At 64.1% G+C, this 14046-nt stretch carries 16 protein-coding genes and 1 pseudogene; 11 read left to right on the top strand and 6 right to left on the bottom strand.

Annotated elements, in window-relative coordinates:
- Positions 1-3: 3 nt before the first annotated feature.
- From ACVMB0_RS24855 to ACVMB0_RS24870, 4 genes are read right to left on the bottom strand one after another with little or no spacing between them, the layout of a single operon-like run.
- Positions 4-348 (bottom strand): tRNA-binding protein, encoded by a 345-nt coding sequence (locus ACVMB0_RS24855; RefSeq protein ID WP_461347988.1) that lies wholly within the window; start codon positions 346-348, stop codon positions 4-6.
- On the bottom strand, positions 348-974 hold the full coding sequence (locus ACVMB0_RS24860) for a LysE family translocator (RefSeq protein WP_456755092.1): 627 nt from the start codon (positions 972-974) through the stop codon (positions 348-350). Before ACVMB0_RS24860 ends, ACVMB0_RS24855 begins: the two co-directional genes overlap by 1 nt.
- Before the next feature lie 18 nt (positions 975-992).
- Complete coding sequence (gene pdxY, locus ACVMB0_RS24865) at positions 993-1850, bottom strand: pyridoxal kinase PdxY (RefSeq protein WP_456755091.1); 858 nt, start codon at positions 1848-1850, stop codon at positions 993-995.
- 10 nt (positions 1851-1860) lie between these two features.
- Complete coding sequence (locus tag ACVMB0_RS24870) at positions 1861-2034, bottom strand: hypothetical protein (RefSeq protein ID WP_016840760.1); 174 nt, start codon at positions 2032-2034, stop codon at positions 1861-1863.
- A gap of 493 nt (positions 2035-2527) precedes the next feature.
- Between ACVMB0_RS24870 and ACVMB0_RS24875 the strand changes: the two genes are divergently transcribed.
- A complete protein-coding gene (locus tag ACVMB0_RS24875) occupies positions 2528-2767 on the top strand; it encodes a hypothetical protein (RefSeq protein ID WP_461347989.1) in 240 nt (79 codons plus the stop codon).
- 85 nt (positions 2768-2852) lie between these two features.
- Entirely contained in the window at positions 2853-3506 is a 654-nt protein-coding gene (locus tag ACVMB0_RS24880) for an FMN-binding negative transcriptional regulator (protein ID WP_461347990.1), read from the top strand.
- 143 nt (positions 3507-3649) lie between these two features.
- On the opposite strand, the gene ACVMB0_RS24885 is transcribed toward ACVMB0_RS24880, so the two are convergent.
- Positions 3650-3940 (bottom strand): alpha/beta fold hydrolase, encoded by a 291-nt coding sequence (locus ACVMB0_RS24885; RefSeq protein WP_461347991.1) that lies wholly within the window; start codon positions 3938-3940, stop codon positions 3650-3652.
- Positions 3941-4617: 677 nt separating this feature from the next.
- Here ACVMB0_RS24885 and ACVMB0_RS24890 point away from each other — a divergent pair.
- From ACVMB0_RS24890 to ACVMB0_RS24905, 4 genes are all read left to right on the top strand, one after another.
- Entirely contained in the window at positions 4618-5340 is a 723-nt protein-coding gene (locus ACVMB0_RS24890; RefSeq protein ID WP_461347992.1) for an ROK family protein, read from the top strand.
- A gap of 133 nt (positions 5341-5473) precedes the next feature.
- A complete protein-coding gene (locus ACVMB0_RS24895; RefSeq protein ID WP_461347993.1) occupies positions 5474-5734 on the top strand; it encodes a PepSY domain-containing protein in 261 nt (86 codons plus the stop codon).
- Between the two features lie 185 nt (positions 5735-5919).
- Complete coding sequence (locus ACVMB0_RS24900) at positions 5920-7203, top strand: cystathionine gamma-synthase family protein (protein ID WP_461347994.1); 1284 nt, start codon at positions 5920-5922, stop codon at positions 7201-7203.
- Between the two features lie 171 nt (positions 7204-7374).
- On the top strand, positions 7375-8559 hold the full coding sequence (locus ACVMB0_RS24905) for a S1C family serine protease (RefSeq protein WP_461347995.1): 1185 nt from the start codon (positions 7375-7377) through the stop codon (positions 8557-8559).
- Here the strand turns inward: ACVMB0_RS24905 and ACVMB0_RS24910 are convergent.
- Positions 8552-9553 carry an LLM class flavin-dependent oxidoreductase gene (locus tag ACVMB0_RS24910; protein ID WP_461347996.1) on the bottom strand — a complete coding sequence of 334 codons (1002 nt, stop codon included), beginning with the start codon at positions 9551-9553 and terminating at the stop codon, positions 8552-8554. The genes ACVMB0_RS24905 and ACVMB0_RS24910 overlap by 8 nt on opposite strands.
- Before the next feature lie 554 nt (positions 9554-10107).
- On the opposite strand from ACVMB0_RS24910, the gene ACVMB0_RS24915 reads away from it, so the two are divergent.
- From ACVMB0_RS24915 to ACVMB0_RS24935, 5 genes and pseudogenes are all read left to right on the top strand, one after another.
- Positions 10108-11238: a metallophosphoesterase gene (locus ACVMB0_RS24915; protein ID WP_461349706.1), complete on the top strand. Its 1131-nt coding sequence runs from the start codon at positions 10108-10110 to the stop codon at positions 11236-11238.
- A gap of 334 nt (positions 11239-11572) precedes the next feature.
- Positions 11573-11845 (top strand): DUF2312 domain-containing protein, encoded by a 273-nt coding sequence (locus ACVMB0_RS24920; RefSeq protein WP_461347997.1) that lies wholly within the window; start codon positions 11573-11575, stop codon positions 11843-11845.
- A gap of 249 nt (positions 11846-12094) precedes the next feature.
- Positions 12095-12802: a L,D-transpeptidase family protein gene (locus tag ACVMB0_RS24925; RefSeq protein WP_461349707.1), complete on the top strand. Its 708-nt coding sequence runs from the start codon at positions 12095-12097 to the stop codon at positions 12800-12802.
- Positions 12803-12909: 107 nt separating this feature from the next.
- Positions 12910-13047 (top strand): annotated as a pseudogene (locus ACVMB0_RS24930) (GapR family DNA-binding domain-containing protein); the annotation flags it as partial.
- Positions 13048-13314: 267 nt separating this feature from the next.
- Entirely contained in the window at positions 13315-14013 is a 699-nt protein-coding gene (locus ACVMB0_RS24935; protein ID WP_461347998.1) for a DUF3800 domain-containing protein, read from the top strand.
- The last annotated feature ends 33 nt before the right edge of the window (positions 14014-14046 follow it).

Here is a 14046-nt window from a genome sequence, read left to right on the forward strand (position 1 = left end):
GTGTCAGAAAATCGGTTCCCCGATCGCAACCTGGCTGCGCGGGCCGAGCACGATCACCCGGCCGTCGGCGTCCCTGGCGCCGAGGATCAGGAGTTCCGAGGTGAAACCCGCGATATTCTTCGGCCCGAGATTGCAGATGCACACCACCAGCGAGCCGATCAGCGCCGCCGGCTCGTAGTTCGTGATCTGCGCGCTCGACCACATGATCCGCTCGGCCCCGACATCGACGCCGACCTGGTACGAGGGATTGCGGGCACGGGGGAACGGCTGCACCTCGACGACCTTGCCGATCCGGATGTCGAGGCGGGCGAAATCGTCATAAGTGGCTTGTGGCTTGAGCGGAGACATCAGCGCTCCTGAAACGCGAGGCGGATGCCGAGCGCGATATAGATCGTGCCGACCACGCGGCCCTGCCACTGCCCGATGCGGCGATGCCGCCGGATCCACGGGCTGATCTGCCCGGCGGCCAGCGCGAGCAGCGAGGTGTAGGCCGCGCTCATCACGACGAAGATCAGGCCCAGCGTCGCGAACTGCGCGACGGCCGAGCCGTGGCCGGGATGCACGAACTGCGGCAGGAAGGCGAGGAAGAACAGCGCGGTCTTCGGATTGAGCATTTCGGCCCAGATCGCCTGCCGAAACGCGCGCCTGGGATCGACCGGCTGCGAGGTAGGCAAGTGCAAATCGTCGTTCTTCTCGAACAGCGCGCGGACACCGAGCACGATCAGGTAGATCACGCCGGCATATTTGACCATCGAGAATGCCAGCGCCGAGGTCATCAGCACGGCCGACAGGCCGAACGTCGCCATCGCCGTGTGGACGAGGTCGCCGAGCGCGATGCCGAACCCGGTCGCGATGCCGACGCGCGGCCCGCCGCTGACCGAGCGCGCCAGCACGAGCAGCACGGCCGGACCCGGGATCAGGAACAGGCCGAGCACGACGGCGGCGTAGGTGAGGAGGGTGGTGAGGTCGATCATGGAATGTGTTCCCGGATGTCAGGATGCAGGGATCGCAACGGCCGCGAAGCGCGGCTTCGGATCACGCATCACGTCGGCGCTTTCGACAATCCGCATTTCCTCGGTTCCTCGCTGCGCCGTGCGCTCCAGCACTCCGTGGATGCCTGAGGCGGCATGGCCGAGCGCCTCCGGGGTCGCAAGGCCGCGGAGGCGGGCGGCGACGAACAGCGCGGCGAACAGGTCGCCGGTCCCGGACGGGCTGATCGGCACGCGTGGGGTGCGCACGCGCCAGGCTCCCGTGCGCTCGATTGCCAGCGTCTCGATCTCGCCATGGGGCGTGCCGGCAAGCTCGGCACTGGTGACGACGATGGTCGCCGGCCCCCGCGCCATCAGCGTGCGCGCCTGTGCAACGACGTCATCGGTCGTCGCGACGCGCGCGCCGCACAGAAATTCGAACTCGAAATGATTGGGCGTGATGATGTCGGCCAGCGGACAGAGCTGGTCGCGCACCAGCGGTGGGATGTCCGGTCGCACGAACATGCCGCGGTCGCGATCGCCGAGCACGGGATCGCAGCAATAGAGCAGGGCCGGATTCTGCGCCTTGGCCCGGGCGACGAAATCGGCAACCTCCATGGCGATGTCGGCCGAGCCGAGATAGCCCGAGAGGATCATCCGCGCCGCTTCGATCGCGCCGCGCTCCTCGACGCCGCGCAGGAGGTCGGCGACCAGCTGCACGTCGAGCACCCGGCCGCGGATGGTCGGATAGCCCGGCCGATTGCTGAGCAGCGTGGTCGGCACCGCGATGACATCGATGCCGTGCAACTGGATCGGAAAGCTGGCGGCGCTGTTGCCGACATGGCCCCAGGCGACCTGGGACTGGATCGAGATGACGCTCATGTTGTCCGCATCACCCGAACAGCGCGGCGTAGATGACGTAAAGCCAGCCCAGGATACCGTGGATGATCGCCCACAGGATCGAATGGTTCTTGGTGTAGGAGATCGCAATCGCCAGCGCCGAGCCGAACCCCACACCGTATTTCGCGCCCTCGACGCGGACGCCATAATATCGATTGCCGTTCATGGTGGTCCTTCCAGCGGAGGTGCGTGATCGGCGACAGCGTAACCCGCCGGTTGCGGTCAGTTCAACGGCGGACATGCGCCGTCGTCGCGCAACGGCTGGTATTGGGGGTCATGGCTTTCGCCGGGACGACGGCAGTGGATGGCTCGTGATCCGACTGCCACACCACCGGTGTCATCACCCGCGAAAGCGGGTGATCCAGTATTCCAGAGGCAGCAGTACTTCGGCCGAGAAGCCGCGGCGTACTGGATCGCCCGGTCGAGCCGGGCGATGACAGGTGAGAGTGAGGACGCAGCTTCGAACTCCTCGCGACATGTTTCTCCAGCCGCCGGTCACGTTCCGATCAATCGAATGTGTCGAACCGTGCCGCAGAGTACGCGAATTCGCTGCGTCGAAGCGGAATAATCGGCCGCGCCATCCGTCATGGTAGCAGCGAGAATGCTTCGGCAGGCCGGCGAGATGGTCCCATCCTGTTGAATCCAACCGGAGACGTTCGATGACTGCGATGAGACATATCGCGGCTGGCCTGGTTGCGCTCGCCATGTTGACGACGTCAGCCATGGCGCGGGACATGCCGTTGGCCGGCCGTTATGGGCTCGCAAGGGCCCGCGCCGCCAGCCACTGGAGCGGCGCTCCGCCGCACATGCAGGCGCAGCGTTTCGGCGACACCGAGGCGCTGCCGCGCGACCAGCCGGGCGGCGTCTGCGACCATGGCGACAACGCCATGATCTGCTGAGCCGGACGGTGCATGGCGGTGATCTCCGGCAAAAGTTGCGCTAGCCTCGCTGGGTCGTCTCCCTCCAGCTGCGAGCGCCGCCGTCATGCACATCCTTCGTCCCCAGTTTCGCATCGAGCAAGACCGCGCGCTGGACTTTGCGGCAGCGCGCGGTTTTGGCGCCATCGTCGCCGCCGATGCGCGCGGCCCGCGGGCCTCGCATGTGCCGTTCGTGATCGCGCGGCGTGACGGTCAGGTGGTCGTGCAGGTTCATCTCACCGCGAACAATCCGCTGGTCGAGCTCGCCGACGGCGTCAGGCGCTTCCTGCTCATAGTCTCCGGCGACGACGCCTACATCTCGAATGACTGGTACGTTTCGCGTGACAATGTCTCGACCTGGCTCTACGAGGCGGTGCATCTGTCCGGCGTCGCGCATTTGCGCGATCACGGCGAGAACCGCGGCCATGGCGATGCGCTGCTTGCGGCCGCCGAGGCTCGGTTGCCGAAGCAGCCCTGGGATCTCACGCAGATGGAGCCCGGCAAGCGCGAGCAGATGCTGGCGGGGATTCGGGTGATCGACATCGTCGTCGACGAGATCGAGGGCCAATCGAAGCTCAACCAGCACAAGAGCGACGCGGACTATGTCGCGCTGGTCAACCGCCTGACGCAGGCCGGGGAAACCGCAAGCCGGAGGTTGGCGCAGAAGATGCGGGCGTTAAGACCGGAGCTTGAATATGAGCCGGGTCGCGTAACAGCGTAACCCGCCATCTTTCCTGCTCGGATGGCGGGATTACGCCTTCGACCAACGAACTTGCAAACGTGTTGTTAAGATTCGCTTTGCGCTGGTTTGCTCGACTCCGATTCGTTCTGCGCGAACAAAATGGAGTCGGATCGGGAACATAGTCAGGGGACAACCAGGAAGCTCAGGACCTCGCTGTTGAATCGATCCGCTTGTTCGACGTTGAGGATGTGAACGCCGGGTAGCAGAACGAGTTTGGCATGGGCGATTGCTGCAGCGATCGCCTCGCTGTGACTTGCCCGTGTGACGGTGTCGCTCTCGCCGCCTATGACCAGCGTCGGTGCCGCGATCAGCGGGATCACCCGGCGAAGATCGACATCGCGCAGCGCGGCAAAGCAGCCGGCGAGCCCGCGTGGCGGCGTGGTGAGCACCATGCTGCGGAATTCGTCGACCATCTCATTTGGCGCAGCCAGCATCGTGCACGGGCGCGGGCGACGTTGCGCGAATTCGACCTGCTGAAGGCCTACGCCACCAGCTTGCCTGCGGTGAAGAGGCGGTCCTGCGGGTGGTGATTGGCGATCTCTGGCCGCCATCGCCAGCATGCGCACGGACCCGTCGCGGAGGCGCTTTGGCGTCATCTCGGAGATTGGCGGCTCACTCGACGCGCAGGGCCGGACGGCAAACGGCTCCGTGCCAAGCGTGGGCGGTGAGAGGCGAGGCGGTGTGCTTGTGCCAATCCGCCCTACGAAACGTGCCAGGCGCAAATTGCGCAAACGTGTTGTTAAGAATCGCTTCGTGCCGATTTTTCGATTCCGATTCGTTCTTCGCGAACGAAATGGAGTCGAACGGAGAACGCGTCTGTGAGGGCGGCCGCGCCGTCAGAGAGGCCAGCGCTTGCAACATGTGCGACGGGCTCGATGATGCTCCGCGTCGGGCGCAATAATCCCACGATGGCACAAGATCGATTGCGCGGGCACCGTTTGCGTATGCATGTTGTTAACGCTTGAGCCGCGTCGATTTTCTCGATTCCGATTCGTTCCTCGCGAACAAATTGGAGTCAGATGCAGAACGGCGCTGTGGCGTGCAATGCGTTTCTCTGCTCCACTTGGTACGCAGAAGAAAGAGCGGGTGGATGGTCAAGAAGGCAACCAGGACAAGGAAGAAGCCGGCATCGCGCCGGATCGTGCTGGCGATCGACATCGGCGGCACGCATGTGAAGGTGATGACCGACAAGGTGCGCATCAAGCGCGAATTCGAGTCGGGTCCAACTCTGTCCGCGATCGAAATGGTGCGGCAGGTCAAGGCGCTGACCGGGGACTGGTCCTACGACGTGATCTCGATCGGCTATCCCGGACCGGTCGTTCACAACCGTCCGCTTGCGGAGCCGCACAATCTCGGCCGCGGCTGGGCCGGCTTCGATTTCCACAAGGCGTTCGGCCGGCCGGTCAAAGTCGTCAACGATGCGCTGATGCAGGCGATCGGCAGCTATCAGGGCGGGCGGATGCTGTTTCTCGGCCTCGGCACCGGGCTCGGCTCGGCGATGATCGTGGACGGCGTGTTCGAGCCGATGGAGCTCGGCCATTTGCCGTACCGCAAGGACGCAACGTTCGAGGACTATGTCGGGGCCGCGGGCCTCGAGCGGCGTGGCCGCAAGAAATGGCGCAAGAGCGTCGACGACATCATCGCGCGGCTGTCGGCCGCGCTGGAGCCGGACTACATCGTGCTCGGCGGCGGCAATGCCGACAAGGTCGACAATCCGCCGCCCAAGGTGCGGTTCGGCGACAACGCCAACGCATTCGAGGGCGGCTTCCGGTTGTGGAAGCAGTCAACGCGCAAGCCGCGCGGCGCGCCTTGATGAAACCGGAACTGCCACGAAACTGCCGCGACTGCCGAAGTTTCGTGCTGTTCCGATGTTGCGGTTCCTGGAACTGATCGGGTGCACCGCTCGTTTTATGCGGCATAACATCCCGTTCCATGAGGAGTGAACCATGCGAAGCCTGATTATTCCCGCCATCGCGGCTCTTGCGATGGGCGCTGCGACGCCGGCGATGGCCTATGATTCCGGCAGCCAGATCTCGATGGAGGCGGCACTCGACGTGGCGACCAGCATCGGCGTCGTGACGGTGTCGAACACCCAATTCCTCGGCGATGAGTGGGAGGTCGAGGGCCGCGACCGGCTCGGGCGCTGGATGCAGGTCGATGTCGACGCGCGCACCGGCGAGGTGCGCAACGTGGATCGCGGCTGGTAGCCGCGTCTTCAACCCGGCGTGAGCGATTTGAACGGCCGGCGGCGCGGGGCGCTTCGCCGGCCGTTCGTTATCCAGAACTGTTCGATGCCGCGCTTTGGCCGAACGCCATAAAGGTGCGCTATGCTGGCGGCAGATTCCGGGAATCTGCTGCGAGCCGCGGCGGTCCCGCGACAAGGAGACCGGCCATGACCAAACCGTTTCCATCCAAAACCCACATCGGCAACCACCTGCTGCATCCGGAAACCCAGATGCTCAACTACGGATACGATCCGCAATTATCGGAGGGCGCGGTCAAGCCGCCGGTATTTCTGACCTCGACCTTCGTGTTCCGCACCGCCGAGGACGGCAAGGACTTTTTCGATTTCGTCGCGGGCCGTCGCGAGCCTCCGGAAGGCATGGGCGCGGGGCTGGTCTATTCGCGGTTCAATCATCCGAACAGCGAGATCGTCGAGGATCGGCTCGCGATCTATGAGCGCACCGAGAGCTGCGCGCTGTTCTCCTCCGGCATGTCGGCGATCTCGACCACGGTGTTCGCCTTTGCGCGGCCCGGCGACGTGATCCTGCATTCGCAGCCGCTCTATGGCGGCACCGAGACGCTGTTCACCAGGACGCTGGCGGCGTTCTCGATTCAGGCCGTGGGCTTTGCCGACGGCCTCGACGAAGGCGTGGTCCGCGCCGCAGCCGAGGAGGCGATGAAGAAGGGCCGCGTCGCGATGATCTTCATCGAGACGCCGGCCAATCCGACCAACGGCCTGGTCGACATCGCGCTGACCAGACGCGTCGCCGACATGATCGGCAAGGCGCAGGGCTTGACCCCGATCATCGCCTGCGACAACACGCTGCTCGGGCCGGTGTTTCAGCGGCCGATCGAGCATGGCGCCGATCTGTCGCTGTACTCGCTGACCAAATATGTCGGCGGTCATTCCGATCTGATCGCGGGCGCGGCGCTCGGCTCGAAGAAGCTGATGAAGGACGTCAAGGCGCTGCGCGGCGCGATCGGCACCCAGCTCGATCCCCATTCCTGCTGGATGATCAGCCGTTCGCTGGAAACGCTGAGCCTGCGCATGGAAAAGGCCGACCGCAATGCGCGGATCGTTGCCGACTATCTGCGCGACCATCCCAAGGTGGCGCAGGTGCATTATCTCGGCCATCACGACCCGGCATCGCCTGCGGGGCGCGTGTTCGCGAGCCAAAGTAGCGGCGCCGGCTCGACTTTCTCGTTCGACATCACGGGCGGGCAGCAGGCCGCGGAGACCTTCCTCAACAGCTTGCAGATTTTCAAGCTCGCGGTGAGCCTCGGCGGCACCGAGTCGCTGGCGAGCCTGCCGGCCACCATGACGCATTCCGGCGTGCCGGCCGATATCCGCAAGAAGATCGGCGTGCTCGATACCACGATCCGGCTCTCGATCGGGATCGAGCATCCGTCCGATCTCGTCGCCGACATCGCGCAGGCATTGAGCAGGGTGTGAAAAGGGTCGTAGGCCGGACGGGTTCGCGATGATCTCGGGAATCGGTGGAACGGTCTGCTCCGCGCTCCGTTAGCATCGGTCGCTCGGCAGTGCGGCCCGGCGCGTGCGGGGACGGTCCGCCGACGTCGCGCCTCGCTCAGCAGCTGGCTGATCCAACCACGGATGCGAACGATGATTCACGGAACCTTGGCTTTCGCCGGCCTTCGTACGTCACTGATCGGTGCCGCCGTCTCGTCGGCATTGTTCGTGATCGCAAGTCTCGCCCACGCACAGCCTGCGAATTCGCCTGCGGATCATGGCGCTGATGCCGGTCCCGGCGGCTTCGCCGACCTCGCGGAGAAGGTCGGGCCTGCCGTGATCGGTGTCGCCGCCAAGATGGTGGCGGCAGACGATGACGACTCTGCGGGCCAGTCCGATGCGCCGGACGGATCCGATCAGGACATGCCGGGGAAGATCGTTCCAGGTCCCGGCAAGCGTGGTCCGGGCTCGATGTCGACGCCAACCGAGATGACCTCGATCGGTTCGGGCTTCTTCATTTCCGCGGACGGCTATGCGGTGACCAACAATCACCTGCTGGCGGGCAGCGACACCGCCGATGTCCGCACCAGTGACAACAAGATCTACAAGGCGAGAGTCCTGGCCAAGGATCAGGTCAGCGATCTGGCGCTGCTCAAGGTCGATGGGCGGAGCGACTTCGCCTACGTCAAAATGGCGGATCAAGCGCCGCGCGCCGGCGATTGGATCCTCGCGGTCGGCAATTCATTCGGACTCGGCAATACCGTCAATGCCGGCATCGTCTCGGCGCGTGCGCGCGATCTGGAGACGGGGCCTTCGGAAGATTTCGTGCAGATCGATGCGCGGATCAACCGCGGCGATTCCGGCGGACCGAGCTTCAACGCGCATGGCGAGGTGATCGGCGTCAACAGCATGATCGTCTCGCCCTCCGGCGGCTCGGTCGGTGTCGCCTTCGCGATCCCTGCCGACACCGTGAAGACGGTGATTCCGCAGCTGAAAGAGAAGGGCGCGGTCACGCGCGGCTGGATGGGCGCCCAGGTGCAATCGATCACCCCCGACGTTGCCGAGAGCCTGGGTGCCAACAATCTCCGCGGTGCGGTCGTGGTCGGCGTCCAGAACGGCGGCCCAGCAGCGCAGGCCGGATTGAGGCGCGGCGATGCGATCACCTCGGTCAATGACGAGCCGATCAAGAGCGCGAACGAGCTGACCAAGAAGGTCTATGCGGCGGCGCCGGGCAGTTCGGTCAAGCTGTCGATGGTGCGCGACAACGCGCAGAACTCGCTCAACGTGACCGTGGGCAAGCTCGCGCAGCCGCAGGCGCCCGGCGGCCCGCTCAAGTAATCCCGCCGGCCTTGATCCCGCCAGCCTCGGCGATCAGCTCGAACGAGCGCAGCCGCTTCTGGTGATCATAGACGTCGGAGACGATCATCAGCTCGTCGGCGCCGGTCTCCGCCACCAGCGCATCGATGCCGGCACGCACCGTCTCCACCGAACCGATGATGGAACGCTCGAGCATCCGCATCGCCTGGACCTTCTCCGACGGCGACCAGTAGGTCTCGATGTCGTCGATCGGCGGCTGGCTTAGGCCGCGCGCGCCGCGGAAGATGTTGGTGAACGACATCTGCTGCGTGGTGGCGAGCCGTCGCGCTTCCGCGTCGGTGTCGGCGGCGATGATGTTGACGCCGACCATGGTATAGGGCCGGTCGAGCTGTTCCGAGGGCTTGAAGCGGGCGCGATAGATCTGCAGCGCCTGGTTCAGGAGCTCGGGGGCGAAATGCGAGGCGAAGGCGTAGGGCAGGCCGAGCTCGCCGGCCAGCATCGCGCCGAAATTGCTCGAGCCGAGAATCCACAGCGGCACGTCGGTGCCGGCGGCCGGCACCGCCTGGATGCGCTGGTTCGGACCGGCGGCCGCGAGGAAAGCCTGCACCTCGAGCACGTCCTGCGGAAAATTCTCGGCGGATTCCGGCGTGCGGCGCAGCGCGCGCAGCGTCAGCTGATCGGTGCCCGGCGCGCGGCCGAGGCCGAGATCGATCCGGCCCGGAAACAGCCGCGCCAGCGTGCCGAACTGCTCGGCAATCACGTAAGGCGCGTGGTTCGGCAGCATGATGCCGCCGGCGCCGACCCGGATGGTGTTGGTGCCCGCCGCGATATGCCCGATCACGACCGACGTCGCGGCGCTCGCAATGCCCACCATGTTGTGGTGCTCCGCCACCCAGATCCGGCGATAGCCCAGCGCCTCGGCATGGCGAGCGACATTGCGCGCATTGTACAGCGCGCCGGTCGCGTCGGTTTCCTCGGTGACGCGGACGAGATCGAGAATGGAGAGGGCGGCCACGGGAGCTCCGGAGCGTTTGGGACGGGGAGCCGATGGTAATTGGCTGTGTCCAGGGTGGGTGCGAACCGGCGAGGCGGCCGGTTCATGCAGATGCATATGGATACGGCCGCGGTGTGGGTCAATCCGCCGGCCGCGGGAACGCGCCGAAGAGACGACGCGGGGCTGCGAGTCCAAAACAGCGAGAACAACCCCATGCAAAGGAGCAGGAGGCCGCCGGGACGTTGAAAAGCGACTTGACACGTCGGGCAATTCAGCGGTATTTTTCCATTATTCCGAAATTGTGCAGGCTGCCCGCCCCACGCGACGGTGGGCGATGGCGGTGACGGAGGTGCCTGGCGACATCCCCCGGCTTCCGCACGGCCATTGGCGGCCCGCCCGCGAAGCTGCGGCCGCGTCAGCCTTTCTCCCGGGGCAAAGCTGCGCGCGCAGGGCGTTCCAGCGATGCGCGACTTGCCGAAAATGTGTCCATGATGGCAGCTACCGTCTGCGACCGATCCGCCCTACCTTCGCGGAGCGCCGACCGCGCGGCCAACGATCCGATCCGGAGCGAACCCATTCCCCAACTCATCTTCGGCCTGACCAGTCTGTTGATCCTGGCCCGCTTCATCTGGCCGCTCGACTGGCCGCTCGCGGCCAAGATCGTCGCGGCGGTGCTGGTGCTGGTCGCCCTGCAGTTTCCGCGCTGGAGCAGGCTGTCGTCGGGATCGGTCTTCGCGCCGGAGTTTCCGCGTCCGGTGGTCGCGCTGTTCAACTGGGCGTTCGGTGGGCTCATGCTGCTGGCGCTGCTGCTGCTGGCGCTCGATGCCGGGCTGATCGTCGCTGCGGTGATCCATGGCGGTTTCGTGGGCGTGCCTGACGGCGTCCGCTACGCATTGGCTGCGCTCGTGGCCGCGGCCGCCGCGATCGGCGTCCAGCAGGCGATGCGCATTCCGCCGCTGAACGACGTCGAGGTCGCGATCCCCGGGCTGCCGCGCGAATTCGACGGCTACACCATCCTGCACCTGACCGATCTGCACATCAGCCGGCTGTTTCCTGCGTCATGGGCGCGCGAGGTCGTCGCCCGATCGAACAAGCTTCGCGCCGACCTGATCGCGATCACCGGCGACCTGATCGACGGCAGCATCGCGGCGCGGCGCAGCGACATCGCGCCGCTGGCCGACCTGATCGCCGCCGACGGCGTCTACGTGATCTCGGGCAATCACGAATATATCTTCGGCTATGACGGCTGGATGGCGCACTATGAAGCGCTCGGCCTGCGCTCGCTCGAGAACCGGCACATCGTGCTCGAACGCGGCGGCGGCCAATTGGTGATCGCGGGGATCACCGACCGCGCGTCGCGCCACCGGACGCATCCCGTCCGCGACCTCGCCGCGGTGCTCGACGGCGTCCCCAAGGGCGCGCCGGTCATCCTGCTCGACCACCAGCCGGCCGACGCGCGCAACGCGGCTCGGCTCGGCGTCGCCCTGCAACTCTCCGGACACACCCATGGCGGATTGATCTGGGGCATCGACCGCCTGGCCGCGCGCGCCAATGCCGGCTTCGTCTCGGGCCGCTACGACGTCGACGGCATGACGCTCTACGTCAACAACGGCACCGCGCTGTGGCCGGGTTTTGCCCTGCGGCTCGGGCGGCCGTCCGAATTGACGCGGATCACGTTGCGGATGGCGGATAAAGGGTCGACCTGATTCACGCGTCAAACGGCTAGATCAGTGTCATCACCCGCGAAAGCGGGTGATCCAGTATTCCAGAGACGCCGATGCTTGAATCGAGAAGCCGCGGCGTACTGGATCGCCCGGTCCATGTGCGCAATTGCGCACAGGCCGGGCGATGACGCGGGGTGAGGGCACAGCCTCGCGTTCTCGCGACATGATTTGTCCAAACTGTGCTCGTCGTTTCGTTGCGAGCGAAACGAAGCGATGCACGGTTCAAGCTATGAACACCCCGCGGCAATGCCGCATGCTTAAGACATTGGTCATCTCTTTGCTTGCATTTTCACGACCTCATTCAGCAGGAGGCACCATGTCCGACATCACCATTCCCGGCGGAAAAATCCGTTCCTTCGTCGAGCGGATCGAGAACCTCGACACCGAAATGGCGGAACTCAGCGAGCAGAAGAAAGAAGTCTTCTCGGAAGCAAAGGGCGAGGGTTTCGACGTGAAGATCCTCAAGGAGATCATCAAGCTGCGCAAGCAGGACCAGGACGAGCGCGACGAGCGTGAAAGCCTGCTCGATCTCTACATGCGCGCGATGGAGACGGCGCCGGCGGAAGGCAAGACCGCGAAGGCGGCGTGAGGTTTGCGGAGGCGGGATGCTTCCACAAGCAGACAGCGAAGTAGGGCGGGTTAGCGACTTGTCTGCCGTCGCTCATTGAGCGAAGGCGGAAGCATAACCCGCCGAAGTTCTTGCACTGTTCTCGGGACGGATTCACAAGACCGTCTGTTGGTCAACCCCAACAATGACGAAGAACGTTTTCTTATCTCCTCTCCTGTATGCCAAAGTCTGCTCCGGCCGCACAACGGGACAAGGGGAAATCCGAAAACCATGATCACGGACCTCGGAATTGCCGACGCCGGTGCAATGGGCGAGGGGACTCTGCCCGGACCTCGGTCGCACTTTCTCAACCGCCGGGCGTTTCTGGCCGGCTCTGCTGCCGGTTTCGCCGCACTGAGCCTGGCCGGTTGCGCATCCGACTACATGAGTATGGCCGAGGCGGCGAAACTCTACGGGCCCGTGCCCGACGAGAAATTCCCGATCCCCGCGGTCGACGTCAGCAAGGTCGATCCGAAATATTTTCGCAAGACGGTGAAATACGACAGCGATGAGGCGCCCGGGACGATCATCGTCGATCCCGGCAAATACTATGTCTATCGCATCGAAGGCGAGGGAAACGCGACCCGCTATGGCGCCAATGTCGGCCGCGATGGATTCCGGTGGAGCGGGGAGGCTTATGTCGGGCGCAAGGCGGAATGGCCGACCTGGACGCCGCCCAAGGAGATGATCGCGCGCCAGCCGGAGGCGGCCAAATATGCGCGCGGCATGCCGGGAGGTCTCGACAATCCACTTGGCGCGCGCGTGCTCTACCTCTACCAAAATGGCGTGTACACGCTTTACACGATCTATAGCACCAGCGCCCCCGAAACGATCGGGAACGGCATTACGAGCGGCTGTACCGGCCTCCTCAGTCAGGACATGATCGACCTCTATTCGCGAACGCCCGTCAAAACGAAGGTGATCGTGCTGCCGGCGTAGGCAATGGCGCAGGCACTGCCAGCAAGCAGCCCGCATGAGCAAAGCGATATGCTGGATTGATCTTGGGACCTGTGTGTCGGCCCCGGATGTCGCTTCGCTCATCCGGGCTACGCTTGCTCAAGAAGATCATCAAGCTGCGCAAGCAGGACCAGGACGAGCGCGACGAGCGTGAAAGCTTGCTCGATCTCTACATGCGCGCGATGGAGACGGCGCCGGCGGAAGACAATACGGCGAAGGCGGCGTGAGGTTCTGCGGAAGCGTTGTGTGCGCTTCGATAAGCAGGCAACGAGTAGGGCGGGTCAGCGACTTGTCCGCCGTAGCTCATTGAGCGAAGGCGGAAGCGTAAGCGGGGGTGGCTTTCGAAAGTCCTGAGGGTGAGTGTGGTGACAGCGGGAGTCGGTGGATACGGCTATTGGACGGGCTTCTTTGGTTGACGGCGTAAGGTAGAATGTAGGCCGGCGTTCGCCAAGGCATTTGGGCGCGGATTATGCTGGTTTGCTATCTCGACGACAGTGGGAAGGATTCCCAGAACCCTATTACGACGATTGCGGGATACCTCGCGCGCGAGGAGGCATGGGCTTGAAAAGGAAGTCGAACCATACTTTGCAGAGCGAGAGGTCAAAGTCCTCCACGCTGTAGATCTTCACAATACGCGCGGGGAATTCAAAGGTTGGTCGGTTCTTAAGAAGGAAGCGTTCGTAGCCAGAATAGCTCAGGTCGCTTCAAAGTACGTGGCTTTCGGCGTAAGCATGTCGGCTGAGAAGGGAAACTACAGGGATCATGCGATGTATCGTTTGGATACTTCGCGCCAGACCGTGGCACCCTATACGTTCTGCTTCCAAGTGATCGTTGATTGGCTGCTCCGCGACATCCGGATCGGGAAGCGGGTGCATTCGGAAGGCGTCAAATTTCTTCTTGAAGAAGGACACGATAACAATGCCCAAGCCGAAAGAGAGTTTCGCTGGGTTCGCGAGCACTACAAACTTGAAAGCGTCCTTGACTCAATCGGCTTCGTAAAAAAGGACGCCTGTCGAGCCATCCAGCTTGCCGATCTTATTGCATTCTATTCAAGGCGCGATGGGGTGGCCTTATTGAAGTCGAAAGAGCCCAGCGCTCCCGAGTACCAAATGGATCAGATGATCAAGATCCTCGGCGAGAAGGTCATGCATCGGGGTTTTGTGGCAACCGGGTTCAGCGATCGAGAGTGGTAATAATCAAGGTCTGCATCGACGACACCAAGTCGT

It is taken from the genome of Bradyrhizobium sp. USDA 4451, assembly GCF_054822585.1.